This is a genomic window from Halotia branconii CENA392, assembly GCF_029953635.1.
GTDB lineage: Bacteria > Cyanobacteriota > Cyanobacteriia > Cyanobacteriales > Nostocaceae > Halotia > Halotia branconii.
Genome location: NZ_CP124543.1, coordinates 5,115,340 through 5,141,303, shown reverse-complemented (window position 1 = coordinate 5,141,303; position 25,964 = coordinate 5,115,340). Strand labels below are relative to the sequence as shown.

The window sequence follows — 25,964 nt, the reverse complement described above, 5'->3', positions numbered from 1 at the left end:
AGAGATAATGATAATCATTCTGAAAGGGTAAGAGGTGGTTGCCGTCGGCAACCACCTCTTACCCCCTCAAACACAGAAGGAAAAGTCTGCATCTGCACTCTGTAAATAATTTCAGTGCAATATCATAATTAATATTCATGTTTTTAGATTTAAAAACTGAAGAGTGAAAATTAAGTGCTGCCACAACAAATATCAACAAACCATTTGCCTAAATCGGGAAATTTTTCATGTTCCGAGTTAGTGAGTCTTTCTATTTGTTTTTCAACAGCAGACATAGCCTCCTTAGTAAGAGTAACCCCAGTTTCATAAGTTTGAGTCACTAACTTAACCACAGGATTCTTACCTTTCCACGTCATGTTTTGAGCAAATTTTAAAGCGGTTGCAACTTCATCTAAAATACTGCCATTCCAAGAATTTTCTAATATCCCCCATACTCGCTCGATGGGATTATATTTGCTGTGATAGGGTGGATAGTAGGCTAAACGTATATTCAGTTGATATTCATGAACAAACTCAACGATACGTTTCATAAACTGGGTACGTCTAGAATTATTATCTGTCCCATTATCCTGGTTAATAATCAGGGTTTTTATTGAGGAAAATCGCCAACTCTCACTCTTCCAAAAATCTTCTAGAACGTCTACAATAAAATCACTCGTTACATTAGACTCTGTAAAGTATAAAAATAGTTCGTCTAATTCTGGAAGGAAGATGCCGTAAGGAGTTACGGTAGTTTTTGGATGAAAATTATGGTCTTCTGTTTCTGTGACAACTCGGTTTTTACCTCCTCTGTCAAAGTAGCCAATATCTACACGGGCTTTGGCATCCAGACTGAGACGTAAGATACTTGGATCATCCAGGGCGGATTGATTAACTATTGCTAATTGTTCAAAGATTGCGTCTGTTTCTGGAATTTTTTTTGAGGTAAAACTTTTGCTACTCGCTTGAGTCTATAACCTAAATCATTCAATTTAACTCTCATTGTTTCTTCAGTAGGTAACTGTTCATCCGTATAACCAAATTTATCAATTAATAGCTTTCTGACCTGACTAGCAGTTAGGCGTGTATACAGCCTTTGGCTTTTAAAACTTGGATCTGTTTGGCTTTGGAAATCAACTAATTTTTTGATATCTTCTAACAGGTTTGGTAAATGCTCTTCTACTTTCCATCTACCCCTAGCTGAATAATTATCTATACAACTAATCCCACTGGTTAGTTCTTTAATTCCTTTACGAATAGTATTTCTATCCCAGCCCAATTCTTTTTGAGCCAGTAATTGTCCTCCGTAACCTAATTCCATGACAATTTGTGCTTGAAAACGCCGCCTTGCTGCACCTTTGAGTTGGTTTGCTGTTTCCTTGAATACTTTTTTGACTGAATCAGTTAATTCGAGCAACACTCCTGTCCACCCACAAAATTCCCTCCAAATTGAATTTACTACGAATAGGGGGGAAGGAGAAGCAGCCTGCGGCTGCTTCTCCTTCCCCCCTTAGAATGATTATCATTATTATAATTGGTCATTTTATTCCTTGGAAGTCCCCTAGTACAGGTCGGCAAAAGTAAAAAATAAAAACCGCTATATTTTAATCAGCAACCTAGGCTCTCAATTCTAATCTAGAGCAAGAAGCTATAGGATAGAGATTCAACGTCAACTTTTGATTTCTTGATTCCTTATGTCTGTTACGCCTCTTGTTTCTCAGGTTGACTCAGTTAAATTACACGAAATTCCTCCCTTGCTAGGTGCTTCTCTGGCTGAACTAACTGCATGGGTACAGCAGCAAGGACAACCCGCTTATAGAGGAAAACAACTACATGAGTGGATTTATCAAAAGCAAGTGCGATCGCTAGCTGATATTTCTGTCTTTCCTAAGCAATGGCGGGCGGAAGCAACAGAAATACCCATCGGTCGCTCAACCATCCATCACCGTGCTGTAGCTGCCGATGCTACTGTTAAATATCTTCTAAAACTTGCAGATAATCAAATCATTGAAACCGTTGGTATTCCCACAGATAAGCGTTTAACAGTATGTGTTTCTACTCAGGTAGGTTGTCCAATGGCGTGTGATTTTTGCGCCACAGGTAAAGGAGGTTACAAACGCAACCTTAAAAGGTATGAAATTGTTGATCAAGTCTTAACTGTACAAGAAGATTTTCAACAACGGGTGAGCAATGTGGTATTTATGGGTATGGGTGAACCATTACTAAATACTGAGAATGTTTTAGCAGCTTTAAAATCTTTAAATCAAGATGTTGGCATAGGAGCGCGATCGCTAACTGTTTCTACAGTTGGGATACGCGATCGCATCCGTGAATTTGCTCAACATAATTTACAAATTACTCTTGCTGTTAGTCTCCACGCACCTAATCAAGCATTGCGGAAACAACTTATCCCTAGCGCCCGTTCTTATCCTTTAGAAGATTTGTTAGCTGAATGTCGGGAATATGTAGAAATAACCGGGCGGCGTGTAACTTTTGAATATATCCTCCTTGCTGGGGTGAACGATTTGCCAGAACACGCACTGCAACTGGCAAAATGTCTACGAGGATTCCAAAGTCATGTGAATTTGATTCCCTACAACCCCATTGCAGAAGTTGATTATAAACGCCCCAACCGCGATCGTATTCAAGCTTTTGTTCAAGTTCTTAAACAACAACAAATTGCTGTGAGCGTTCGCTATTCTCGTGGGTTAGAAGCTGATGCTGCGTGTGGACAACTACGTACAAGTAAAGGAAATCATAATTCCTAACTTTATCTTTTTGCCAGAATACCTGGGGCATAAGCCTCAATAACTTTACCAGTACGGGTACAACTGATCATTAAGTAGTCACAAGTCGGGCATTGTGTGCGAGTTAATTGACTATCAGAAATATAGTGACGCTCTGCATCACTGCCGCAATTTGGGCAGTGAATTTTTTGTATTGTATGCATTTTTTTACCCCTGGTGTGTGTAACTATTTTTGGTTGGAAAACCGTAATTTAACTCAGAAAATATTTTGAGTTGACCTAAAGTAACAAATAGCCAAGATATCAGCTAATTATTTTAAACAAGAATTTAGATTTGAAAAAAATTGAGTTCTTTGCACATTATCTTAAAATCTAGGTGATTTTACCATCCTGCTTTAGATACATAAATTAGTTTTCTGGTAAACTACTGTTTAGAGAAGGAGTGATCCCTATGATTAATGCCTTGAGAGAGACTTATTTGTAGTCATTTCAGACAAATGCAAAATAAGCCGTTCTTGTATTCAAAAATTAAAAGCCGGAAATTACTGTATCCTTAGCTACAAAATATCTCTCTTAAGATTCAGTTAAGATTTGGATGGCGATATAACGCGAGTTAGAGGAACCTATCTGCGACTTCTCTTTGAGTCTAAGATAGACTTATATGAAGATTTTTTGTAGTATCAACCCATAACTGTTAGTTAATAAGCAACAAATAACGAACGCCGCAACTTTAACCCTTAGCTGCTTGTCAGTGATTTCTGAAACTTCAGCTAGTTGTGCAGGTGTAGCTTGACGAAATATAGTCAACTAAGCAAAAATGCCCGAAAAGCTGTTTTTAGCGATGATATCCTAATCCTGGAATTTTATTTAAACGCGATCGCATCGATAGTAAGTATTTAGCTTGATTATTTTTATAAAAAAATATTTTGAATTATCTGAAAAATAATCAAAGTTGCAAATAACTAATATTTAAAATAGTTAGATTTTGTTATAATATAATGCTCACTTCTTTAAACAAAATTTTACTAATTTTTATGGAGGAATTAAGATTAAAGTTTGCTGATTTATTTGCTGGTATTGGAGGTTTTAGATTAGCTTTTGAAAAAGCTGACTATGAATGTGTATTTTCTTGCGAGATTGATCAGGCGTGTCAAGAGGTTTACTTAAATAATTTTGGAGACAAGCCTAAATCTGATATCAGAAAAATTGATTTAAAAACTTTACCTTATTTTGATGTTTTAACGGCTGGTTTTCCTTGTCAACCTTTTAGTATTTGCGGACGAAGAAAAGGTTTTCATGACACTAGAGGTACTTTATTTTTTCATATTTGCGAAATTATTGAGCATATTAATCCTCCTGTTGTTGTTCTGGAAAATGTTAAGCATATATTACATCACGATCAAGGTAGAACATTAGAAGTAATACTGTATTCTTTAGAAGATATGGGTTATGTAGTTAACTACGAAACAGTTAACTCTAGAGATTTTGGCTTACCACAGAATAGAGAAAGAGTAATATTTATTGCTACAAAAACTAGAAAATTTAATTTTAAAAATCTCAGGAAATCTTATATATTTCCTACCTTGAGCGAGTTTTTGTGTACTTCAGGAAAATTTGAATACTTAAATACTGAAGAATACACAATGATAGATAATCCTAAACAACAACCATCAGGTTTGATTTTTGTAGGATATCGAAATAAAAGTATTTGGAAAACAGGTATTAGACCAAATACAGAACATTTATCACGGGTTCATCATCAACCAAATAGAATTTATTCTATAGCAGGAGTACACCCAACAATCCCTTCTCAAGAGACTTCAGGAAGATTTTTTATTTATATACCAGAAGAAAATGTAGTCCGTAAATTAACAATTCGAGAGTGTTATAGAATTATGGGTTTTCCAGATGATTTTAAAATCCATAGCAATTTAGCAGAGTGCTATAAACAGATAGGTAACTCTGTATGTATACCAGTGATATATGAACTTGCCAATCAAATTAAAAAACAAATTTTTTCGTATCAAGATAGAGAAGGAGAGATAGTCAATAATGGAATGAAATCTTAGGTAAATTAATGATTGATGAATAAAGTGGAGATAAAACTCACACTTTTCAAGAAGGATGAAAATAATCGTAAATTTCTTGCGCTAACCGTGGGCCAATTCCTGAAACCTCAGCTAGTTGTGCAGGTGTAGCTTGACGAATATAATCGACTGAGCGAAAATGCCCTAAAAGCTGCTTTTGGCGATGATGTCCTAATCCTGGAATTTCATCTAAACGCGATCGCTTTAATTTATCACTACGTTGCTGACGATGGAAACTCACAGCAAAGCGATGGGCTTCATCTCGCAACCGTCGCAACAACTGTACCCCTGGTTGTTCTGCGTTTGTTTTTAAAGGTTGAGATTCTCCTGGTAGAAAAATCTCTTCTCGCTGCTTCGCCAAACTCACAACTCGCAAGTCTTCTAATAAGTTATGTTCTTGCAAAACAGCAACAACAGATGATAATTGACCTTTACCACCATCGATCATAATTAAATCAGGCCAATCAGGATTACCTACTCGTTGTAACTGTGGATCTTCGCCATACTTGCGGAACCGCCGCTGAATCACTTCAGCCAAACTAGCAAAGTCGTCTGAGTGTCCGGCTGTGACTGTAGGATTTTTGATTTTGTAGTGACGATAATTTTGTTTGGCGGGTAGTCCGTCAATAAACACGACTTGAGAAGCTACAGCATTTGAGCCTTGAATGTGAGAAATGTCATAACCTTCAATGCGGCGGGGTAAGTCTGGTAAATCAATAATGGCGGCTAAATCTTGCATGGCTTGATGATTGCGATCGCCCATTTTTTGCATTCTTTGCAATTCATACTGAGCATTACGCTCTACCATCTCTATTAATTCTGCCTTAGTTTGGCGCTGGGGAGCCAAAATCGTCACTTTTTTTCCCTTTCGCCCAGTCAAAACATCAGCCAAGATCGCTGCATCTGGTAATTCGTGCTGTACTAAAATCTCAGTAGGGATTTCCACCGAGTCAGCAGTTTGGTAATGTTCTTCTAAGACTCGTTGTAAAATAGCTCCTGGTTCTGCATGAGCATCGGCGACAAATGCTAACCGTCCTACCAATTGCCCAGCTCGAATCTGAAATAATTGAATACAGGCATATTGTTCGCTAGCTGCCAAGGCAATCGCATCCCGTGAAACTGTATCATCTGGTAAGGATACTTTTTGATTCGCAGTTAGCGACTGTAACCCAGCAATTTGGTCACGAATCCGCGCCGCTGACTCGAAATTTAACGTCTCTGCGGCTGTTTGCATCTGTTCTGTCAAAATATCAATTAATTCTTGAGTGCGTCCTTGAAATACCATTGCTACTTTCTGCACAGTTTTACGGTATTCTTCTGGTGAAATCAACTGTTGACATACACCCGGACAGCGCCCTAAATCATAATTTAAACAAGGACGATCTTTAAAGAGTGGTTGAGGTCGTTGTCGCAGTGCAAAAATCCGCTTAGATATTCGCAAAACTTCTCGCAAGAGACCAGCATCAGTATAAGGCCCGTAAAATTTATCTTTTTCTTTACCTAATTGGCGTTTACGAGTAATAAAAATCCGTGGATAATCTTCTGACCAAGTAATGCAGACATAAGGATATTTTTTATCGTCCTTAAGTAGCACATTGAAGTATGGCTGGTGCTGCTTGATTAAGTTGGCTTCTAAGGCTAAAGCTTCAGTTTCAGTATCGGTGACGATAAATTCAATTTCGCTCACCTGTTTAGCCATTGTAGCTATGCGATCGCTTTTATTGTATCCATCCCGAAAGTAAGAACGAACACGCGATCGCAACTTGCGTGATTTACCTATATAGATAATGCGATCGCTCCCGTCCCGCATAAAATAAACTCCCGGTTCCGCCGGAATTTCTGCTAGGCGGCTTTCCAGACGCTGTGGATCTTTAACCAGTGGTAGTATTTGAGCAGATATTGTCACAACTTCAATTAGGTAAATTTGTATTTGTAAAGTTACCTACTTACTATTTTAAGAAAAAATAACTTTTTGTGTTGATTTCACAGATGATTTATGAACTCTGCACATAGTAGTTCTTCATCTAGGATATATCCTCAACTTACATACATACTTTGAGCAGTTTTTACAAGTTTTTTTTGTAGTTTGAACACAAATTTGAATTTTATCTATTTTTTGAAATTATAAATTTTTTTATTTGTGGTTTTTTTTAAACTTTGTGTGTACTTATAACCGAACGATTTTGCCCAAACTGGCTCTATATATCTCTAAACTAAAGCAATCCAAGTTTTGATTAGCTAAATTTAAATAGGCAATCTTTCGGATTTTTGATTGAATGTCAACGATTAAGCGAATTAACGGTTTAATTAACTTAGTATATATGACTATGATTGTGATTATACGTGGTCATGAGCAAACTGATGAATATACAAGAATTTGAATCTAATTATCGTGAGGCTATGGCTGAAGCACTTAACGAACTACAAACGGCAGTTTTAATGCTGGCACAAGTACAACGCAAGATTTCAGAAATTGGCACTTCTGTACAAAATATGAGTGAAAGTGTTGAAGAGTTTATTAACAACCAAAAAGATGAGTAATTTTAGATGCAGTGACAAGCTAATTCATCTTCAATTGTCATAATTAGAGATGTGAGATTTACTGGTTTAACAAAATAACGGTGAGCACCTAATTTCATGGCTCGTTCTTGATCAGCTTTAAAAGCAAAGGCTGAAACTACAATAATAGGTATCTTTGATAAATCCGGCTTTTGTTGAATCTGTTCTAATAGTGAATAGCCGTCAATATCAGGTAACTTCAAATCTAATAACATTAACTCTGGGCGAAACTTTTCTACAATTGTAAAAAAATTAGAACAATTTGATAAACTTTGGACATTGTAACCACAATAGCTTAAATAATCGCTCAATAGCATCCTATTAACATCGTTATCTTCAACCAGTAGAATCCGCTTTGGTTTATGCGACTGCAATTGTCGATTTATAGTAAGTAAGTGTGCTGTCATTTTTATCTATCATCTGGGGTCAATAATCAAAAGTTTCACGAAGAAAATGAAACTTGATATAAACATTAAAAAAGAATAGGGATTCTTCTGAATCCTGGCTATTCAAATTGTAATAACTTAAATTTATTTACAATTCTCTACCTTAATAATAGTATCCTAACATTTAAAGTTAAGTAGAACTTCATAATTTTTAGGGCTAACTCCCCTTAAGTTTAATATTTTTTTAGTTTTTGCTCAGGACTTTTCACATTTTTCCAAGGAATATACCTCAATTATTACGTGTTTAGCATTACATAAAACAACCGTAATTTCACAGGGTCAAATATTAAGAATTTGTGAAAAAAGTCCGCTAGTTGTTACTTTGCTTATTTTTAGTTTTCAACTAATAGCTTTAATCAGACTTTTTAACTAGTTTTGTATGGCTAACAATGACTAAACTAAGTATTAAACGCACTGACTATAATTCGGATATTAGCTATTGCTCATATAAGTAGGTCAATGTCAATAACTATCGTTGAAATAAAGCAGGGGGCAGGGGGAGAAAGAGTTTGAGCCTTATTTACTATTCTTCACATAGTTTGGTTTTATTTCACCAACTAGCCAGCCTACCATAGCTATTAGCCCTACTATTACTGAAGGTTCCGGGACTTTTCGTTTGTGCGGTAAATTACTTTGCTGAGTCCAAATATTTCTATAGGAAAGTATATGGGCTTGTCGTTGACTAGCAGACTGTTTAGTAATGTAATAGCGAGTGGCGTTGTCTGTAACCACATTAGATTCACTAGCTGGAGTGATTTCCTTAATATTACGACTAGCTAGCAAGAGTAGCTCATTACCTTCTAAGTCACTCGCATCTGTAATTTCCCCGTCATTCAGTGTATTTGCTTCTAGGGAACTGACAATATCAAGGGGAGGAGTCAACGCCCGAAGAGGACGATGCCCTGATAAACCAATAGATGTAGATGCAAAAATTACAGCACAAAAGACTATTTTTGGGAATTTGCTTGCCATGCACACTGTATGAGTGAACTTTTATGGGTGAAATCTGAAGCAAAAATTAAAGATACTAGTAATCAAGTATCTTTGATATTTATACTAATCTCACCTGTAGTTTATACTGAAACCTACATTCAATATTAGGTAGTATTGTGAATATACGATAAAGACTTCATAAGTTAACTATAGAAATTCCGCAATTCTGGCAACGGCAATTTCTAATAAAGGTGGTTCATGTACTAAGGCAAAGCGGACATATCCTTCTCCAGATTTGCCAAAGCCAGCGCCAGGAGAAGCTGCAACACCAGTTTGTTTAACTAACTCAGTACAAAATTCTACAGAATTTTGATTCCACGATGAGGGTAACTCAGCCCAAATATACATGGTGGCCTTGGGAGTTGGAACTTGCCAACCAATGCTATGTAAAGCAGTAATAAAAGCATCACGACGTTTACGGAAGGTAGAGACTGCATTTACTACCCCTGCTTGAGAACCACCAAGAGCTGCGATCGCTCCATTCAAAATTCCTCGATACTGATTAAAATCGACAGCAGCTTTGACTTGGCGCAAGGCGCGAATTAACTGGGCATTACCAATTGCATAGCCAATACGGAAGCCTCCCATGTTGTAAGACTTGGAAAGAGTAAAAAATTCTATTGAGACGCTTTTATCGGGGTCAGCTTGTAAAACAGAAGGTACTAGTGATTTGGGATTAAGAAGATTTTTTTCCCAATTTTCAGTTTCTGCAAATACCAAATCGACATAGGGAAAATCATGAACTAAAACAAGATCGTGCTGCTGACAAAAAGCGACAGCTTCTTGAAAAAAAGATAAAGGAGCGATCGCCGCAGTGGGATTATGAGGATAGCTCAATACCATCATCCGCGACTGAGCCAAAACAGCGGCAGGAATGTCAGCAAATACGGGCAAAAAACCGTTTGCTGCTGTGATTGGCATGGGGTAGATTTGCCCACTAGCTAAGTAAACTCCCCCAGCATGGGAGGGATAGCCTGGATCGAGCAACAAAGCAAAATCGCCAGGGTTAAGCAGCGCCAGGGGCAAATGGGCTGTACCTTCTTGAGAACCAATCAGGGGTAACACCTCAGTTTCCGCATCGACGTTGATGCCAAATTTTTGTGCGTACCAGTTAGCTGCGGCTTGGCGAAAAGCTTGAGTACCGTGAAACAGTAAATAGCCGTGGGTACTGCGATCATACAAAGATTTAGCGATCGCCTCAATGACGTGCGCCTCGGCTGGCAAATCAGAAGATCCCAGCGACAAATCAATTAACTCTCGTCCTGCTGCCAAAGCTACCGCCTTGGCTCTATCCATATCAGCAAATACGTTGGATTGCAGGGGTTGTAAACGCTTCGCGAATTGCATGTTAGTCAAAAATTACGAATTATGTTGACTCTTGACTAATTACTATTTAAATGCATATCCAAGAGACTGATTAATTTATCTTTGCCAATGACTCCCTCAGTGGATGCTAATATTTTGTCTCCATGAATTAATCTGAGGGCTGGCACACCTTCTACCTGATACTGCTTGACAGTTACAGGATTAGGGTCTACTTCTATTTTGACAACTTTTAGGCGATCGCTGTATGTATTAGCAGCTAAATTCATTAGTGGCGACATCAACTGACAAGGCCCACACCAGGAAGCCCAAAAGTAAACCAATACAGGCTGCTCGGCTTTCAACACTTCGGTTTCAAACTCAGCATCAGTTATAGTGGTTACACCTTTACTCATTGCAGTCTCCATTAGGTGGCATCGATCAAAGTTGGCACACAAAATACTTTATCTCAATCTGTGAGGTATTGGGAATTGGGCATGGGGCATTGGGCATGGGTAAGAAATTATTTATTTTGGATGCAAAATCCCACAACCAATAGGCGTGGGACTAGTGCAAATTAGTATTCAACAAATTTTACATTTGATCCAATTGCTTGCGTAGGGATTCCAATTCGCTATCTACCACTTCATTAGATTTGGGAGCTGTGGTTTGTTCTGGGGGTAGTTGGGGTTGATTGGGTGCAGCCGCAGGTGGTAGCATTTGTGCTTTTAAAGCTGCCAATTCATCATCAACATCACTGCCAGATTCCAAACGCGCAAATTGGGTTTCTAAATCTGCACTTGCCAATTCTCCCATTGATTGGGCACGAGCTTCTTGCATCAAGACTTTTTCTTCCATCCTCTCAAAGGCAGCCATAGCACTACTGCTATTCATTCCACTGACCATACCTTGGAGTTGTTCTTGAGCTTTAGCAGTCGTAATCCGAGCTTTGAGCATTTCTTTCTTGGTTTTAGCCTCAGAAATTTTGCTTTCTAGCTGAATTAAGCTGCGCTTGAGAGTGTCAACTTGAGTAACTTGCGGATCTAAGCTAGCTTTGAGGGCTGTGCTGGTTTCAGTGTAAGTCTTTTTGCGCTCTAGGGCTTGTCTTGCTAGATTTTCATCGCCTTTTTGCAGTGCTAACTGAGCGTTGCGTTGCCATTTATTAATTTCATTTTGAGCATCATTGTACTGTTTCTCTGTACGTTTTTGGGAGGCGATCGCCTGGGCGACTCCCTGACGCAGCTGTACCAAGTCTTCTTGCATTTCTAGAATGGCTTGTTCCAGCATTTTTTCTGGATCTTCAGCTTTATTTACCAAGTCGTTGAGGTTAGCGCCGACTACTCGTTTAATACGATCAAATAATCCCATAACTTTGTTTTTCCTTTTGGAGTTTACGCGTTTTGTTAGACAGTTCGCTTTTTTACTATTTAATAGCTTCCTATTTCAATGTAATCTTTCCGGTTGGGTTCGCAACCTCCCGACACTGGTTAATTGTTAAGATATATCCTAGCTTTGGTAGTTCCCTAATTTTTAAAGCTCTTGACCTTTAGGTAGCTGCTGCTGGGGATTTTCAGCTTCATTTAAAACCTGCATTTTCATCGCTGCAAGTTCATGATCAATATCACCAGCGGATTCTAAAGAGTCAAATTGTTTTTGCAAATCGTCACTACCCAGAGTTGCGATCGCTTCTGATTGAGCTTCTATCTGTAAAACTTTCTCTTCCATACCCTCAAAGGCGCTGAGGCTACTTGTAGCAGAATTTCCATCGAGCATTTCCTGGAGGCGATAGGATGCCTCAGCAGAACGAGCGCGGGCAATGTACATATCTTTTTTAGTTTTTGCCTCGGAAATTTTTAACTCCAGCGATCGCATATCTTTTTTTAGTCTAGCTACCACATCATTTTGTTGCCCTATTTGGTTAGAAAGGGCTGTGGCAGTTTCTTTGTAAGCTTGACGTTTAGTTAAAGCTTCCCGTGCTAGAGGTTCGTTGCCTTGTTGCAGTGCTAATTGGGCGCGGCGATACCATTCTTCGGCTGTCGAACCAGCTGCTGTGGCTTGACGTTCGGTGCGTTTTTGAGTAGCGATCGCTTGGGCTACCCCCTGTCGCAATCGCACCAAATTTTCTTGCATTTCTATCACAGCTTGTTCTAAAATCTTTTCCGGATCTTCCGCACTGCCTATTAAACTGTTAAGGTTAGCGCGAATCACCCGCAGGATACGCTTAATTAGTTCCATGTCGGCTCTCCATTCACTTTTCTTCAAAAAGAAGCAGGGGAGCAGGGTACAAAATATTCTCCTCTGCTTTGGTCACTGAGCTTGTCCTGAGTTTAGCCTGAGCGCAGCCGAAGGGCGCAGTCAAAGTGCTGCCCCTCTACTTTCTAGTCAACAGGCAGAGCGTTTTATAGATGTTTTCCTCATCCTATCGTAGATTTTTACAACTCACGGCTGTTGTACCCGTGCTTTAATTCCTTTAGCCTGTAGCTGTTGCAACCTTTGTAGTGCTTGCTCTTTTGTCTTCAAGGAAGCCAGATAAATGAATTTTTTACTCGGTGATAAATAAGCATCAGGGACTACCTTGCGGGCTGCGGCTAAGGCGCGATCGCCTTGATTGTCTATCACTAGATGATAAAATCCATCTGCTGCGGGTTTGATTTCTGCACTTACTGGTGATGGAGTTGTAGTCGGCTGGGGTGATGATTTTGCTGTAGGTATTGGGGAAGAACTTATAGGTGGCAAAGGTTGTTGTACCTGTGGCGTTGGCTCTACTAATAAAGGATTACTCGGTGTTTGAGCAACAATAGGATTGGGGGGTGCAGTGGGAGTTAGTTGATCTTTGGGTTGTAATCCGACTATATCATTGGGATCTTTCACCTCTGGAAATTCTTTAGCAGCTAAATTAGGGTACTTGGGTATGGATGTAATCTCTGGCTGGGTTTGAGGTTGGGGATTACTGTCAACTTCTGGAGCATTTGCGACTTGAGGAGACGAGTTACCGTTAAATAATTTGCCTATATTTTTTAACTGAGGTAAGCTTTTAGGATTGAAAACTACGTAACCTAATGTGAGACTTGCTACTAACAGCAGCAGCATAGAGCCTATACCCAAAGGTGATAGCAGACTATCGCTAGACTTATTCGGCTTATTGGTTCGCGGTTGTTCGTCTGTCAAACTTCGCAGTAGTGCTTCACTCGATTCCAAATAGTCATCTGGCTGTTTGGCACTGCCATTTACCTGAGTAAGATGATCGTCTTGAGGAGGCTTAACTGTCGCAGGTACAATGCTGCTAGAACTCACTTGAGGCAGTGGAACCTCTGCTTCGGTAGATTCAGAGTTAGAGGATGCTTCAGAATTATCCAATGCCTCAGTCTTGATGATCGTAACTGGTGCTGGCTTCTCTGGAGGAGCCTCATCGGGTACATGTGTAGGTGGTGTATTAGTTTTAACTTCTGCTACAGATGGCTGAGTTTTGCTTACTGTCAAAGTCGTATCTGTCAACTCTTGAGGTTGACTACCTATATAATTGCCCACACGGGATTGATTTGGTGTCCTTGTGCCAATTCGTGTACGTCGGTATCGGGTTAACTCTTGATCTAGCTGCACTTCTAAACTCGCCAGTGCTGCTGCTAATGCTGGCTTCAACCCAGATGTTTTCGACGATTGAGTACCGGAATCTATCGGTGGGTTTTGACTCATTGCCTGTCTGCCTGAAACGTTTACTGCTGGATTAACTTTAGATATATTTGTGCCAATCTTAGCGAAAATTATCTAAGGGAAATATCACTAGAAAATTATATAAGTCTTTCTGCTATGCCCCATGCCCAATGCCCCATACCCTATGTCCCTTAATTTTTTACCATGTCGTTGAAATCGGTTAATGATATTTTAGGTGTTCTAGAACAACAAGCTAAATGGCAAGAGCAACCATTTCAGCGATTACTCGAATGTTGGGCAGAAATTGTGGGAGCAGCGGTTGCTGACCATACTCGACCATTGTCAATCCAGCGTGATGTTTTACGGGTGGCGACTTCTAGCGCTGCTTGGGCGCAAAATATGACTTTTAGACGGCAGAACCTGCTGTTAAGGTTAAATGAAAAACTACCTACACCTTTGGTAGATATTCGCTTCTCTACTGCTGAATGGCGACGAAGTCCACCAGAGGTGACACCGCAATCACAAACATTTTTGCCACAAGAGCATCCGAGTTACTTGGGTCATGCTAGTGACTTTCAGCGTGATGTTACACCTACTATTAAAAGTGCTAATACTGTTTTTGAGGATTGGGCAAAGACAATGCAAAAGCGATCGCATGGCTTACCTCTTTGTCCTCAATGCCAATGTCCCACCCCACCCGGTGAACTCCAACGTTGGGATGTCTGTTCTTGCTGTGCAGCCAAGCAATCAGCCCCTACAGGGAATTAAAAATTAAAAATTAAAAAAACCAGATTCTTAACTTACTGAATTTGTTACCTAAATTTGGAACAATCATTTAGGACTTACGCATTGACAGGAAAAACCAAATATGGGGTATGGATTCCAGGCATTAAACCTTGATTTTTCAATATTTTTTAGGCGATCGCTATTTATCAAAGGATGATTGAGCGCAGCCTGAAACAACGTATTTTCGTTAATACACGAGATGATAAATTTGTACAGTGCGTAAGTCCTATCATTAAGGCTAAACAGTCACATTTTCATGGACAAGTAAATAATTCTCAATAAAATGAATGTTTTCTTAACAAAATTACAGATATTTTTATCAAGTTCACTATCCAGGTAAATTTTAAAAATTATTTATTTAGTGGCTATTGTTTGGCAATTGTTAAGAAATATAGGTGGAAGACAAAGACTGTGAGTAAAAAGTTAGAAAGTATTTGGGCAAGCTTTTGAAGATCAGCTTTTGTCAAGATAGTTTTTGTGATTTTATTTCTAAGGCACTGCATAAAACAGCCTACAAAATTTAGTTTGCATTTATTCATCTCAATTACTGGCAAAACAGTCTGGCGCTGATTGAGTCAAATAGTTTAATATTCAACTAGCTTGCAGTTTTTTAAGACAATAGTTCTAGTAGTTGATATATCAAATAATTTTATTTAAATAATGCCAACTAGGCTAAATGATAGATAACCCTTCATCGGACATAGACTTTCTTAAAGTATGTCTGAGGGATGACGTAAAAATTTGATTTGCATCTAAAGTGATACTCTTAATCTTGATCCCCAGCTAGTTTTAATCAAAGCTAATATGTATCCACTCTACTGATCATTTACAAATATAACAAGAATATAAAAACATCCTAAAGTTTATTTTATCCTGGGGATCGCTATAACCCAGAGAAAATAACAACTTTCTGGCAATATTACGTATTTATATCTAGAAGCAAAATATAAAGATGCAAATCAGCCATAAACGGCACTAAAGATGAAATAACATGAAACCCATTAAATTCTTGACATCTGCCTGTCGATATTGTCGTCATTATAAGCCAGAGGGTCGCCGTGGTGGAACGTGTCAACAGTTGGGAGTGCCAGTTCAAGCAAGTTGGAAAGCTTGCTCTTTAGCGCTTCCACCTTTTGCACCTTCTTGGGAGTCTTTAGAAGATGCTTGGATTTTACCAGATGCAACACGAGTTTTAAGTGTTTCTCACTCTATGGTTTCTAATGTAGACAATACAGTTCTTACCCCTGTGGAGGAAACAGTTCACTGTTCTTCACAAGAGGTTGAGACAGTACGAATTTAATCATCGTTAATCACTGGACTCCATTTTTAGTCCGCTTAATATTAAGATTTATCTTTAAGATTTCTAGTGCTGTTAATTTGACATCTTTAAAAATCGCACCCTTAAACAAGGTGCGATTTTTGCAATTTTTAAGGTAGCCAGGGGAAAGTACGAAAATTCGGTGGACGTTTTTCTAGAAAAGCTTGTTTTCCCTCAGACCCTTCTTCTGTCATGTAATAAAGTAGGGTGGCATTCCCTGCCAGTTCTTGTAAACCAGCTTGTCCATCACAATCAGCATTAAATGCTGCTTTGAGACAGCGAATTGCAATCGGACTTTTTTCTAAAATCTCTTGCGCCCATTGAATGCCTTCGGTTTCTAATTGTTCGACTGGGACAACACAATTTACTAAGCCCATGTCTTGAGCTTGTTGGGCATCATATTGGCGGCAGAGAAACCAAATCTCTCGTGCTTTTTTTTGCCCCACAATGCGGGCGAGATAGCTAGCACCAAAACCTCCGTCGAAACTGCCAACTTTCGGGCCAGTCTGTCCGAAAATAGCGTTATCGGCAGCAATGGTGAGGTCACAAATTAAGTGTAAGACGTGTCCACCACCGATCGCATATCCCGCAACTAAAGCAATTACGACTTTAGGCATGGAACGAATTAAGCGCTGCAAGTCCAGGACATTCAAGCGAGGAATACCAGCATCATCCACGTAACCAGCTTGTCCCCGCACACTTTGATCACCACCAGCACAAAAAGCATATTTGCCGTCTGTGTGTGGCCCAGCACCTGTGAAGAGTACTACTCCAATATTTGTATCTTCACGGGCATCACAGAAAGCATCGTATAGTTCAAAGACAGTTTTAGGACGGAAGGCATTACGTTTATGGGGGCGGTTGATGGTAATTTTAGCGATGCCATCAGTTTTGTGATATAAGATATCTTCGTAAGTTTTGACAGTTTGCCAATTGACTTGCATGAGAATAACTGCGCTGTTGTGCTTGAGAATTTTATCGCGGACACAGGGACCTTTTTTGAATTAAAAATTAAAAATGTCAAATTGAAAATTAACAAGAAAAATATCTTGAAAAATTGCTCCTCTTGGTAAAACCCAAGACCGCATTTTTCGCTGTCTTAAAAAGTTGAGTGCCAAGAAACCCGGACGTACTGCGCCAGTTCTCTCAAAAACAAATAAAGACAAAGACCAATCATTTGTATCAGCAATTTCGTGAAATGGTCTGAGTTAAGCTAATTTGGTAAGTATGGTTACACCATGAAATTTATCGGTATTGATTTAGGCTGGAAATCTCAACCTAGCGGCTTGTGTTGCTTAAAATTAATCGACGGACAACTGCAATTACTTGATCTAGACCGCGAAGATGCCATTGCAGACATATTAGCTTGGATTGATCAGCGTGTACAACAGGATGAACCAGCCATTATTGCTGTAGATGCACCCACCCTCATCCCCAACGCCACAGGGAGTCGCTTACCTGATAAACTTACTCACAAATACTTTGGTAAATATCATGCTGGCTGCTATCCAGCCAACCAAAACTTACCTTTTGCACAACGCACTATCAACTTTGGCTTAGAACTAGAAGCCCGTGGTTTTGCACATGCACCCACTATTGATCCCCAAAAATTTGGTAGATATCAAATAGAAGTTTTTCCCCACCCAGCAATAGTTAATTTATTTAATTTAAAACGCATTCTTAAATACAAAAAAGGACGTATCAATGAGCGTCGTTTAGAATTAATTAAACTTTACAATTACACTCTTAATATCTTACCCTCTCTTTCTCCTCCTCTGCGCCTCAGCGGTTCCTTTGCTTTAGAAATTCCCACCACTGGCGCAGCCCTCAAAGCAACCGAAGATAAACTAGACAGCTTAATTTGCGCTTATGTAGCAGCATACTGGTGGTATTGGGGTGAACAGCGCAATTTAGTACTAGGCGATCGCACTACTGGCTACATTATCATTCCTATGAAAAAGGGGCTAGAGTAATTTCTAGCCCCTAGTCCCTAATTCCTAGTTTTCTAAATCGTTGAGCGTCTTAAGTTTGGTTGCAACTAGAATAATTTCTAGCCCCTAGCCCCTAATTCCTAGTCCCTAATTCATTCTGCCCAAGCAATCAATCTTGGTTCATAAGGACTAGACAAATATTGGTTTCTTGGCAACACACGCAAAGACAAGCCTTGCAAACCAGAGGTGGTGTAAGTGATGTCGGCTGTGTAAGTACTCAATTTTTGTCCATCTTGTCCTTGGTGATGCATTACTACTGGTGTAGCGTTGACGATATCGCCATTAGGATTGATCGCACCTTGATATAATTCCACTTGCACATCATCATTTGTCAAAGTTGACAAGTCAATTTTGGCTTTGACGGTAACGGTTTGGTTAACTTCAATATCCGCAGCTGCCGATACATCAATATCTTTAATTTTGATATTGAACCAATCTTCGCTTAATTTTGCTTTCCAAGCAGCTAATTCTTTGACTGGGGCATAGTTATCGGCTGTCAGAGTATGATAGCGATCGCTGGCTGGGAAATAAGCTCTTTGAGCATATTCTCGCACCATCCGCGCTGTGTTAAAGAACGGACAATTTAACCGGATGGCATCTTTCATTTTGGCAACCCACCAGCGGGGTAAGCCATCGACATCCCGGTGATCATAAAACAGCGGTACGACTTCCTTTTCTAGTAACTCATAGAGGGCGTTAGCTTCTATTTCGTCCTGATAATTAGGATCGTCGTAATTTTCACCGTGTCCAATTGCCCAACCTGTGCGGACATAATCAGCTTCATCCCACCAGCCATCTAGGACGCTTAAATTAGGCAATCCATTCATTGCGGCTTTCATGCCACTAGTCCCAGAGGCTTCTCTGGGACGACGCGGCGTATTCAACCAGATATCACAACCCGCCACCATCAATCGGGCGATGTGAATGTCGTAGTTAGGAACGAACACCACTTGTTTTTCTAAATGTTGTTCGTGGATAAAGTGATTGATGTCGCGGATCAGTTCTTTCCCAGGGATATCTTTGGGATGGGCTTTACCAGCAATTACAAACTGCACTTTTCGGTTTTTGTTCCCCAACAAAATCCGCTTAATGCGTTCTAAATCACGCATCCAGAGAGTAGCACGTTTGTAGGTGGCAAAGCGACGGGCAAAACCAATGGTTAAGACATTAGGATCAAGAACTTCTTGGGCTTGGTCAATTTCTGAGGCGGAAGCGCCGCGATCGCGTAAATGCTTGACTAAATGATCTCGCACATACAAAATCATATCTAAGCGGCAGCGTTCGTGATTGCGCCACAACTCCTCATCGGGAATCGCGTCCATTCGCTCCCACAACTGGTTATCTGGTGGTAGGGAAGACCAGTTTGGCCCTAGGTAGCGATCGTATAGTTCTTGAGTCGATTTAGCGACACAGCTACGAGCATGGACACCGTTGGTAATAGCTGCAATTGGCACTTCTTCGACTGGAACTTTCTTCCATAAACCTTGAAACATCTGTCGTGACACCACACCATGCAGTTGGGCGACACCGTTAGAAAATGTCGCCATTTTCAAGGCTAGTACCGCCATACTAAAAGGCCCGGATAAATCACCAGTGTTTTCACGCCCCAGTCCTAAAAATTGCTCTTTGGGCAAGCCAAAAATTTCTGCGTAATGCCCCAGGTAATACAACATTTTGTCGGGAGCAAACAAGTCAATTCCTGCTGGTACTGGTGTATGGGTAGTAAAGATATTGCTAGAAGCTACTATCTGTCTAGCTTGAGCATAATTTAGCTTCTCTTCTTGCATGAGAATACGAATGCGTTCTAATGCCGAAAATCCCGCATGACCTTCATTCATGTGGTAGGCAGTGACATTGTATCCCAGCGCCTTCAGCATTTGGACACCACCAATTCCCAACATCATTTCCTGGTGGATACGCATATCGATGTCGCCACCGTATAGCTGATCTGTGATGTCGTGGTCGTAGGGATTGTTGGGTTCGATATTAGTGTCTAGCATGTACAGTGGAACCATTCCCACCTGGACACGCCAAACTCTGGCGTACACCTTGCGTCCTGGATACTCGACTGCAATCCGCAGTTCTGAACCATCAGAATTGCGCTCCAGGTGTAGGGGCATATTGTAAAAATCATTGCTCAGGTAACGTTCCTGTTGCCAGCCATCGGCATTGAGGTACTGAGCAAAATACCCTTGTTGGTATAACAAGCCAACACCAACAAGAGGTAGCCCCAAATCACTGGCAGATTTGAGGTGATCCCCGGCGAGAACACCTAAGCCTCCAGAATAAATAGGTAAACAATCTACAAGTCCAAATTCAGCCGAAAAATAGGCATAGCATTCTTTTGGCTGTTGGCTGCGTTGTTTTTGATACCAAGTTCGTTCTTGCAAATAATCTTCTAACTGACGGTTAGCTCGATCCATTTGCGCTAGAAAGCCTTCATCTTCGACAACTTCTAAAAGCCGTCCTTGACTGATAGTACCCAGCATTAGCACTGGATTATGATGACTAGACTCCCATAGGTCGGGGTCTAAACGCCGAAATAAATCTTTAGACTCAACGTTCCAATCCCAGTGCAAGTTATATGCCAGCCGCCGCAGCGGTTCAAGTCGCGGCGGTAGTGAAGGAGAAACGTTAAATGTACGAATTGGCTGCATAGGTTGGCAAAACTCCTAGTTTTAGCTATGGCTATTGTTTACTGTCTTTCCCCAATGTTGCCAATTCTTGATACTGTGTTTGTGAAAGTACGATGACTTTGTTAAGCATTGAGAACTATTCTTTCCCTTGCTGGTAAAGTTTACACCAAGGGACTTTGTAAGTCTATGCGTTCTTCTCAGACATATCCTTAGTATATTAAAATTTAACTATTTACTGATATCTAAGATATACATACATAATTAAAGTTGAATTATAAAATGTTTAATATTTATTTTATATTTGCAGTGCGATCGCTGACGTTCTTTTCATCCCACCCCTAAAAGGAGATGGGATTTCGTGTCAGTGGTCAGTGGTCAGTAGTCAGTGGTTAGTTGTTTTCGCTACTGATATCATGTCCGCGTAATTAGTTATAATTCCCGCATCTGTGCAAAAACCAGGAAACCCTCTTTCCCCCTGCTCCCTGCCCCTCTGCCTTTGCTAGCCCCTAACCCCTAGTATGCAGCCTGTACGTGCGGGAATATTTAAAGAAAGTTGTTTATTTTCACTATTCCACTTAACTTCAGCATTGCCATATAAAAGCTTGTTGGGTTGAGTATGCAAACTTGTCATATCTAGATTTGCTGTTATGGCTGCTGTACCAGCGTTAACACCAATGATCAATTCTTCTTTTTCTAAAGTTCGTGCAAAAATATAGAGTTCTCCTTGAGCAAACAGAACTTGGTAATCTCCTGTACGCAAAGCTGGGTGAGCATGACGCAGGGTGATTAATTGGCGGTGAACTTTGAGAATTTCTTGATCCCAGTTTGCTTCTAGAGGAAAGCCGCGACGTGAATCGGGATCTATAGCCCCAGGTAAACCCACTTCATCACCGTAGTAAATACTGGGCGCACCAGGAAATGTCAGCAATAGTAAAGTTGCCAATTCTATACTAGGCCGATCACCGCCAGTAATGGTAACTAACCGCGCTGTGTCGTGACTTGCAAGTAAATTCAGTTGTGTTAGTTGAATTTCCCAAGGATATAGTTGCAGTAGTTCTTGGATTTTGGCAGCATATTCGGCAGCAAATAAAGGCGGATAGGGTTGATAATCGCGGCTTTGCACTTGTTCTAGGACGACGCGATCGCCCGCAGTAAAAGCAATTGTCGGCCCAGTAAATAAATAATTCATCACCCCATCAAATTGAGTCCCATCTAACCACTCACGGGAATCTACCCAAACTTCGCCCACAATATAAGCTTCGGGATTGATGGCTTTGACGCGATCGCGAAATTCTTGCCAAAAACCAGGAGTTTTAACTTCAAATGGCACATCCAACCGCCAACCGTCGATGCCGAGTTTAATCCAATATTCGGCAATTTCCATGATGTATTCTCGTACTTCTGGATTATCGTGGTTAAATACTGGTAAGGCGCGATTATCAGCCCAACCTTCGTAGTTTGCAGGTAATTCACCAGTGTAGGGTGCAAGAGGCCAATCATGGATTTTGAACCATTTCACCCAAGGCGAAAGAGTGCCATTTTCTAAAACGTCGTGAAAAAAGAAAAATCCCCGACTGGAATGGTTAAACACTCCATCCAAAACAACTTTGATATTTCTTTGATGAGCTGCGTCTAGTAATTCTTTAAATGCTTCATTACCTCCTAGTAATGGATCAACCTGATAATAATCGTGGGTGTGATAGCGGTGATTGCTAGCCGACTGAAAGATGGGTGTGAAGTAAACGGCGTTAATGCCTAAATCTTGGATGTAGTCTAATTGCTCGATAATGCCCCACAAATCTCCGCCTTTATAACCTTGGAGTGTTGGCATAGCTTCCCAATCTTCCCAACGGGCTTCGTGCAACAACCGTCTGTGTGGCTGTTTGCTTCTAGCAAAGCGATCTGGAAAAATTTGGTAGAAAACGGCGTGCTTAACCCAGTCTGGTGTTTGAATCTGCATGAATTATTTTTAAATACCTTTAGGAGCGATCGCTACAAATACTTGCTGATTTGCGGCTCTCAATTGTGATAGAGAATCACTCAGTAGTCTAAAAGCTCTGCTTTCCCCATCTCTTCCTCCTCTTGATACAAATATTATCAGTATTAATCAGTCTCCCTCTTACTGATGCTATTCATTACTAAGTAGTTTTATTTTTATTATTTAATACTTCTTGATTTTTCTCTGTTTAACTTTATCCGTAATCATAGAGCTTGGTATTGGATCATTAATAGAGAATTTCTGAAATATAGAACTCTTATTTGATTTGTGAACAAGACTCAGTATATTCTTATTTTCTTTTCCCTGTTCCCTGCTTCTACGATTGATTCACCAAATCAAACCGGATTACTATAGTTATTGATTGTAGGTGAAAGTGACCAATACCTTTTTAGGTAATCACAAATGTTGTACTTGTCACAAACAATTGTTTTGCAGCCGAGACAATTGATCAAAATGAGTTATAAATTAGCAATCGTGAACTGAAATTCATAAGTTATCCCTAAGTTTGCAACTTTAATTTTAAATAATCTATTAGAACAATAGATAACTATATTTGCATTGATGATGAAGCAAATTCTCTTGCTAAAATCGATGTTTTGTTTGTAGCAAATGAACTAAATTTGAGGTGAAAATGAGACACGAAAAACTCTCCCCTGGGCTGCTATTGGCTTATGAAGACTTTCAAAGTGCAGGAGTACCAGCTTTAATAACACACAAGCGATCGCTTGGTATAATAGCCCCTAAAAGTACTATCAAACCAACTAAGAGCATCGTTTTTATCTACTGTGATTCTGATGCAGACTTGAGTCAAATGTCGCAATACGGCATTGAAGTCAATCAAAATTCTGGGAGTGTACGCACAGCTTTTTTACCCATAAATAGTTTAGATGCTTTATCTGAAGATCCTGCCATTCAGCGTATCAAACCATCGCGTAAATTAAAACAGCGAATGGACATTGCACCCGCAGCCGTGAAAGTGCCAGATTTTAAACATAAAACTGGACTGACTGGTAAAGGAGTAATCATCGGTATTGTAGACAGTGGCATTGATGCACAACACCCCGCCTTTGCAGAACGGATTTTACGGGTTTGGGATCAAACACTACCTGGGCCAGGAGTCACAGAAGGCGGTTACGGGGCTGAATTTACAGAAGCGCAAATGACCATTTCTCAAGATACCGATGGTCATGGTACTCACGTTGCTGGAATTGCCTCTGGTGCTGATACTACATATTGTGGTGTTGCACCAGAAGCTGAAATGGTAGTTGTCAAATCAGATTTACAAGATGCTCATATTGCCGATGCTGTCCGTTATATTTTCCGTATAGCTGGCGAATTGGGAAGACCCGCAGTTGTAAATCTCAGCTTGGGTGGACATGCCGATGCTCATGATGGTAGCGACTCCCTATCAAAAATCATTGACAGCGAATCTGGGTCTGGACGAATTGTTTGCTGTGCTGCGGGTAACGAAGGAAACGACAATATTCACGGTCAAGCAAAAATACCTACTAAAAAAATGCGTGGTATGCGTTTTAATGTTCCTTTGAATCAAGTAGGCATCGTTTGGTTAAACGGTTGGTATTGTCATAACAGTGAATTGGAAGTTTCCCTGCGGAGTCCTAATGGTTTTGTCACTCCTTTCCAAAAAATTATTACCAACGGCAATCCTACTCAAAATTACGATTTGCCAGATGCACAAGTCGAAATTGTTACACCAGGGCCAGACCAAGCCAACGGCGACCATAATTTCTTCGTGCAAATTCGTGGCAAAGGTAATTCAACAGTACAAGGCGGTATCTGGCAGTTACGAGTACGCAATACTTCTTCATTAGAAACCAGACTTGATGTATGGACACTAGATGATGCATCGGCAGTATTTTTCACAGGTAAAAGTGTCAAAGATTCTGTAAAAATAGGTTCCCCAGGAGCCGCAGCTAGTGCAGTTACAGTTGCTGCTTACACTACTAAAATTAAGTACACAGATATCGATGCCCAAGAGCGAGAAATGGGTTTGGAATTAAATACTATTTCTGAGTTCAGCAGTGAAGGGCCGTTACGGAATGATGCTCAAAAACCTGATGTGGCAGCACCGGGGGCAATGATTATCTCTACGCTTTCTGCTAATGCCAATTTTGATCGTTCAATGACGTGTAACTCTAAGTTTGTAGCTATGGCTGGTACGAGTATGGCAACACCGTTCGTTACCGGATTAGTAGCATTGTTGTTACAGCGTGACCCTCAACTTGATCCAGAGGCGGTGAAAGATTTGCTACGCAAAAATAGCGCTATTCCCGGCAAAAAAGCCGGAACGTTTGATGATAAATGGGGTTTTGGTCTAATTAATGCAGCTAATTTGTAATTAGACGTAAGTAAGGACGCGATATATTTATACATAATATATCGCGTTTCTTAAATAGGATTGAGTTTAATAGAGCGATCATATTATTGAACTATTGACAGTTTTTTCATGATGATGTTTGTTTTAAAATTGCTATATCCAAAATAATGATTTATAAAATTTCACTCACTACAAGTGTAGCAATACATATAAAATAGTTTAATTAATATTAAATATTTAAATACTAATTATTTTTAGCATTTAAATAAGCTAATGCAGCAAATATTACTATTAAATTTCACAACTTAATCAATGGTTAAACTTCGTATTCGAGAACTAGCCCAAGAAAAGGTTTATCGTCTACTTAGTCTAAGTTCAGGAGTTTCTGAAGAAGCTATTCGGACTTATGCAATGCAAACGACTGAGGATATTCAAAAAATTGCCACAGCCTTAAATTGTTCTGTGAATAAATCTGGTACTGCCAAAGCATTTCAAATGTTAAAGCCTGACAAAGCTAAAGAGACGGCTCTTAATCTACTGAGTAAATCATCTAAGATTTCTGAAGTTGAAATTGAAAAGTATGCAAATGAAAATGAAGATTTTAACATTACAGAAAAAATAGAGGACTTGAAAAAAATTGCTGAAGTATTAGACGTAAATATACTAGAGCTAATAAAACCTAAAGAAAAAAGAGAAGCAGTTAAACTCAAAATTCTTAACCTAGCTAGAGAAAAAGGATTATCATTAAAAGATTTAGCTAATCAGTCTAAAATAGAATTTCCTATTATTTGTTTTTATAGTTCACAGCCCCTTGAAAAAGTCAAGTTACAACACGAGCCATTTCACACAAATCTAGAGAAAATTAGCAAAGTTTTAGATTGTAGTATAGAAGACTTGCAGGATACTCTAAAAGTAGATTTACCTCCGACTGTACTGCGAGTACAAGAATTTCTGGATGCGACTGATTTAACTATTAACAATTTGAGTATGCTTACTGATACAACGCCTGAATTTATTGATTTAATTGCTAATAATCCTATTGATATGAGAAATATTCCTGATTGGGGAGAAGAAAAAGTAGTATGTGAAGCTATTTGTATCTTTTTACATTGTAATTGTTAGCAATTAACCTA

20 protein-coding genes and 1 pseudogene are annotated in these 25,964 nt (G+C 39.7%); 8 read left to right on the top strand and 13 right to left on the bottom strand.

Features of this window, described 5'->3' with window-relative positions; all coding sequences use genetic code 11:
• Window positions 1-170: 170 nt before the first annotated feature.
• A pseudogene (locus tag QI031_RS22520) lies at window positions 171-1,300 on the bottom strand (ISAzo13 family transposase).
• A 373-nt stretch (window positions 1,301-1,673) separates the two neighbouring features.
• On the opposite strand from QI031_RS22520, the gene rlmN reads away from it, so the two are divergent.
• Window positions 1,674-2,747 carry a dual-specificity RNA methyltransferase RlmN gene (gene rlmN, locus QI031_RS22515; protein ID WP_281481845.1) on the top strand — a complete coding sequence of 358 codons (1,074 nt, stop codon included), beginning with the start codon at window positions 1,674-1,676 and terminating at the stop codon, window positions 2,745-2,747.
• Between the two features lie 2 nt (window positions 2,748-2,749).
• Here the strand turns inward: rlmN and QI031_RS22510 are convergent, their stop codons facing one another.
• Entirely contained in the window at window positions 2,750-2,929 is a 180-nt protein-coding gene (locus QI031_RS22510) for a replication restart DNA helicase PriA (protein WP_281481844.1), read from the bottom strand.
• 794 nt (window positions 2,930-3,723) lie between these two features.
• Here QI031_RS22510 and QI031_RS22505 point away from each other — a divergent pair.
• Complete coding sequence (locus QI031_RS22505) at window positions 3,724-4,794, top strand: DNA cytosine methyltransferase (protein WP_281481843.1); 1,071 nt, start codon at window positions 3,724-3,726, stop codon at window positions 4,792-4,794.
• Window positions 4,795-4,840: 46 nt separating this feature from the next.
• Here QI031_RS22505 and uvrC read toward each other — a convergent pair whose 3' ends face one another.
• On the bottom strand, window positions 4,841-6,718 hold the full coding sequence (uvrC, locus tag QI031_RS22500; protein WP_281481842.1) for an excinuclease ABC subunit UvrC: 1,878 nt from the start codon (window positions 6,716-6,718) through the stop codon (window positions 4,841-4,843).
• A 455-nt stretch (window positions 6,719-7,173) separates the two neighbouring features.
• On the opposite strand from uvrC, the gene QI031_RS22495 reads away from it, so the two are divergent.
• A complete protein-coding gene (locus QI031_RS22495; protein ID WP_281486099.1) occupies window positions 7,174-7,353 on the top strand; it encodes a hypothetical protein in 180 nt (59 codons plus the stop codon).
• Between the two features lie 2 nt (window positions 7,354-7,355).
• Here QI031_RS22495 and QI031_RS22490 read toward each other — a convergent pair whose 3' ends face one another.
• The 7 genes from QI031_RS22490 to QI031_RS22460 all read right to left on the bottom strand — a co-directional run bounded on the left by QI031_RS22490 (window position 7,356) and on the right by QI031_RS22460 (window position 13,805).
• Window positions 7,356-7,778, bottom strand: coding sequence for a response regulator (locus tag QI031_RS22490; protein ID WP_281481841.1), 423 nt, complete (start codon window positions 7,776-7,778; stop codon window positions 7,356-7,358).
• A 555-nt stretch (window positions 7,779-8,333) separates the two neighbouring features.
• Window positions 8,334-8,789: a hypothetical protein gene (locus tag QI031_RS22485; protein ID WP_281481840.1), complete on the bottom strand. Its 456-nt coding sequence runs from the start codon at window positions 8,787-8,789 to the stop codon at window positions 8,334-8,336.
• 168 nt (window positions 8,790-8,957) lie between these two features.
• Window positions 8,958-10,157 (bottom strand): LL-diaminopimelate aminotransferase, encoded by a 1,200-nt coding sequence (locus tag QI031_RS22480; RefSeq protein WP_281481839.1) that lies wholly within the window; start codon window positions 10,155-10,157, stop codon window positions 8,958-8,960.
• 35 nt (window positions 10,158-10,192) lie between these two features.
• Window positions 10,193-10,528: a thioredoxin family protein gene (locus tag QI031_RS22475; RefSeq protein WP_281481838.1), complete on the bottom strand. Its 336-nt coding sequence runs from the start codon at window positions 10,526-10,528 to the stop codon at window positions 10,193-10,195.
• 178 nt (window positions 10,529-10,706) lie between these two features.
• Window positions 10,707-11,480: a PspA/IM30 family protein gene (locus QI031_RS22470; protein WP_281481837.1), complete on the bottom strand. Its 774-nt coding sequence runs from the start codon at window positions 11,478-11,480 to the stop codon at window positions 10,707-10,709.
• A 162-nt stretch (window positions 11,481-11,642) separates the two neighbouring features.
• On the bottom strand, window positions 11,643-12,347 hold the full coding sequence (locus QI031_RS22465) for a PspA/IM30 family protein (RefSeq protein ID WP_281481836.1): 705 nt from the start codon (window positions 12,345-12,347) through the stop codon (window positions 11,643-11,645).
• A 204-nt stretch (window positions 12,348-12,551) separates the two neighbouring features.
• Window positions 12,552-13,805, bottom strand: coding sequence for a hypothetical protein (locus QI031_RS22460; protein WP_281481835.1), 1,254 nt, complete (start codon window positions 13,803-13,805; stop codon window positions 12,552-12,554).
• 162 nt (window positions 13,806-13,967) lie between these two features.
• Here QI031_RS22460 and QI031_RS22455 point away from each other — a divergent pair, with 162 nt between their 5' ends.
• On the top strand, window positions 13,968-14,531 hold the full coding sequence (locus QI031_RS22455; protein WP_281481834.1) for a DciA family protein: 564 nt from the start codon (window positions 13,968-13,970) through the stop codon (window positions 14,529-14,531).
• A gap of 1,009 nt (window positions 14,532-15,540) precedes the next feature.
• Complete coding sequence (locus tag QI031_RS22450; protein ID WP_281481833.1) at window positions 15,541-15,849, top strand: hypothetical protein; 309 nt, start codon at window positions 15,541-15,543, stop codon at window positions 15,847-15,849.
• 128 nt (window positions 15,850-15,977) lie between these two features.
• On the opposite strand, the gene menB is transcribed toward QI031_RS22450, so the two are convergent.
• On the bottom strand, window positions 15,978-16,811 hold the full coding sequence (gene menB / locus QI031_RS22445; RefSeq protein ID WP_281481832.1) for a 1,4-dihydroxy-2-naphthoyl-CoA synthase: 834 nt from the start codon (window positions 16,809-16,811) through the stop codon (window positions 15,978-15,980).
• A 294-nt stretch (window positions 16,812-17,105) separates the two neighbouring features.
• Here menB and QI031_RS22440 point away from each other — a divergent pair, with 294 nt between their 5' ends.
• On the top strand, window positions 17,106-17,840 hold the full coding sequence (locus QI031_RS22440) for a DUF429 domain-containing protein (protein ID WP_281481831.1): 735 nt from the start codon (window positions 17,106-17,108) through the stop codon (window positions 17,838-17,840).
• A gap of 110 nt (window positions 17,841-17,950) precedes the next feature.
• Here the strand turns inward: QI031_RS22440 and glgP are convergent, their stop codons facing one another.
• Entirely contained in the window at window positions 17,951-20,515 is a 2,565-nt protein-coding gene (gene glgP, locus QI031_RS22435; protein ID WP_281481830.1) for an alpha-glucan family phosphorylase, read from the bottom strand.
• A gap of 478 nt (window positions 20,516-20,993) precedes the next feature.
• Window positions 20,994-22,454 carry a glycoside hydrolase family 13 protein gene (locus tag QI031_RS22430; protein ID WP_281481829.1) on the bottom strand — a complete coding sequence of 487 codons (1,461 nt, stop codon included), beginning with the start codon at window positions 22,452-22,454 and terminating at the stop codon, window positions 20,994-20,996.
• Window positions 22,455-23,124: 670 nt separating this feature from the next.
• On the opposite strand from QI031_RS22430, the gene QI031_RS22425 reads away from it, so the two are divergent.
• Both QI031_RS22425 and QI031_RS22420 read left to right on the top strand, forming a co-directional pair.
• Complete coding sequence (locus QI031_RS22425; protein ID WP_281481828.1) at window positions 23,125-24,852, top strand: S8 family peptidase; 1,728 nt, start codon at window positions 23,125-23,127, stop codon at window positions 24,850-24,852.
• Window positions 24,853-25,143: 291 nt separating this feature from the next.
• Window positions 25,144-25,953, top strand: a complete 810-nt coding sequence (locus QI031_RS22420) for a helix-turn-helix domain-containing protein (protein WP_281481827.1) — start codon at window positions 25,144-25,146, stop codon at window positions 25,951-25,953.
• The last annotated feature ends 11 nt before the right edge of the window (window positions 25,954-25,964 follow it).

Excerpts from the sequence above, each read along its gene's own strand:
- QI031_RS22475 (WP_281481838.1), bottom strand. The coding sequence starts at position 10,528 with ATGAGTAAAGGTGTAACCACTATAACTGATGCTGAGTTTGAAACCGAA.
- QI031_RS22460 (WP_281481835.1), bottom strand. The coding sequence starts at position 13,805 with ATGAGTCAAAACCCACCGATAGATTCCGGTACTCAATCGTCGAAAACA.
- QI031_RS22440 (WP_281481831.1), top strand. The coding sequence starts at position 17,106 with ATGAAATTTATCGGTATTGATTTAGGCTGGAAATCTCAACCTAGCGGC.
- QI031_RS22495 (WP_281486099.1), top strand. The coding sequence starts at position 7,174 with ATGAATATACAAGAATTTGAATCTAATTATCGTGAGGCTATGGCTGAA.
- QI031_RS22480 (WP_281481839.1), bottom strand. The coding sequence starts at position 10,157 with ATGCAATTCGCGAAGCGTTTACAACCCCTGCAATCCAACGTATTTGCT.
- QI031_RS22505 (WP_281481843.1), top strand. The coding sequence starts at position 3,724 with ATGCTCACTTCTTTAAACAAAATTTTACTAATTTTTATGGAGGAATTA.
- QI031_RS22470 (WP_281481837.1), bottom strand. The coding sequence starts at position 11,480 with ATGGGATTATTTGATCGTATTAAACGAGTAGTCGGCGCTAACCTCAAC.
- glgP (WP_281481830.1), bottom strand. The coding sequence starts at position 20,515 with ATGCAGCCAATTCGTACATTTAACGTTTCTCCTTCACTACCGCCGCGA.
- menB (WP_281481832.1), bottom strand. The coding sequence starts at position 16,811 with ATGCAAGTCAATTGGCAAACTGTCAAAACTTACGAAGATATCTTATAT.
- QI031_RS22490 (WP_281481841.1), bottom strand. The coding sequence starts at position 7,778 with ATGACAGCACACTTACTTACTATAAATCGACAATTGCAGTCGCATAAA.
- QI031_RS22425 (WP_281481828.1), top strand. The coding sequence starts at position 23,125 with ATGAGACACGAAAAACTCTCCCCTGGGCTGCTATTGGCTTATGAAGAC.
- QI031_RS22450 (WP_281481833.1), top strand. The coding sequence starts at position 15,541 with ATGAAACCCATTAAATTCTTGACATCTGCCTGTCGATATTGTCGTCAT.
- QI031_RS22430 (WP_281481829.1), bottom strand. The coding sequence starts at position 22,454 with ATGCAGATTCAAACACCAGACTGGGTTAAGCACGCCGTTTTCTACCAA.
- QI031_RS22455 (WP_281481834.1), top strand. The coding sequence starts at position 13,968 with ATGTCGTTGAAATCGGTTAATGATATTTTAGGTGTTCTAGAACAACAA.
- QI031_RS22510 (WP_281481844.1), bottom strand. The coding sequence starts at position 2,929 with ATGCATACAATACAAAAAATTCACTGCCCAAATTGCGGCAGTGATGCA.
- QI031_RS22465 (WP_281481836.1), bottom strand. The coding sequence starts at position 12,347 with ATGGAACTAATTAAGCGTATCCTGCGGGTGATTCGCGCTAACCTTAAC.
- QI031_RS22420 (WP_281481827.1), top strand. The coding sequence starts at position 25,144 with ATGGTTAAACTTCGTATTCGAGAACTAGCCCAAGAAAAGGTTTATCGT.
- QI031_RS22485 (WP_281481840.1), bottom strand. The coding sequence starts at position 8,789 with ATGGCAAGCAAATTCCCAAAAATAGTCTTTTGTGCTGTAATTTTTGCA.
- rlmN (WP_281481845.1), top strand. The coding sequence starts at position 1,674 with ATGTCTGTTACGCCTCTTGTTTCTCAGGTTGACTCAGTTAAATTACAC.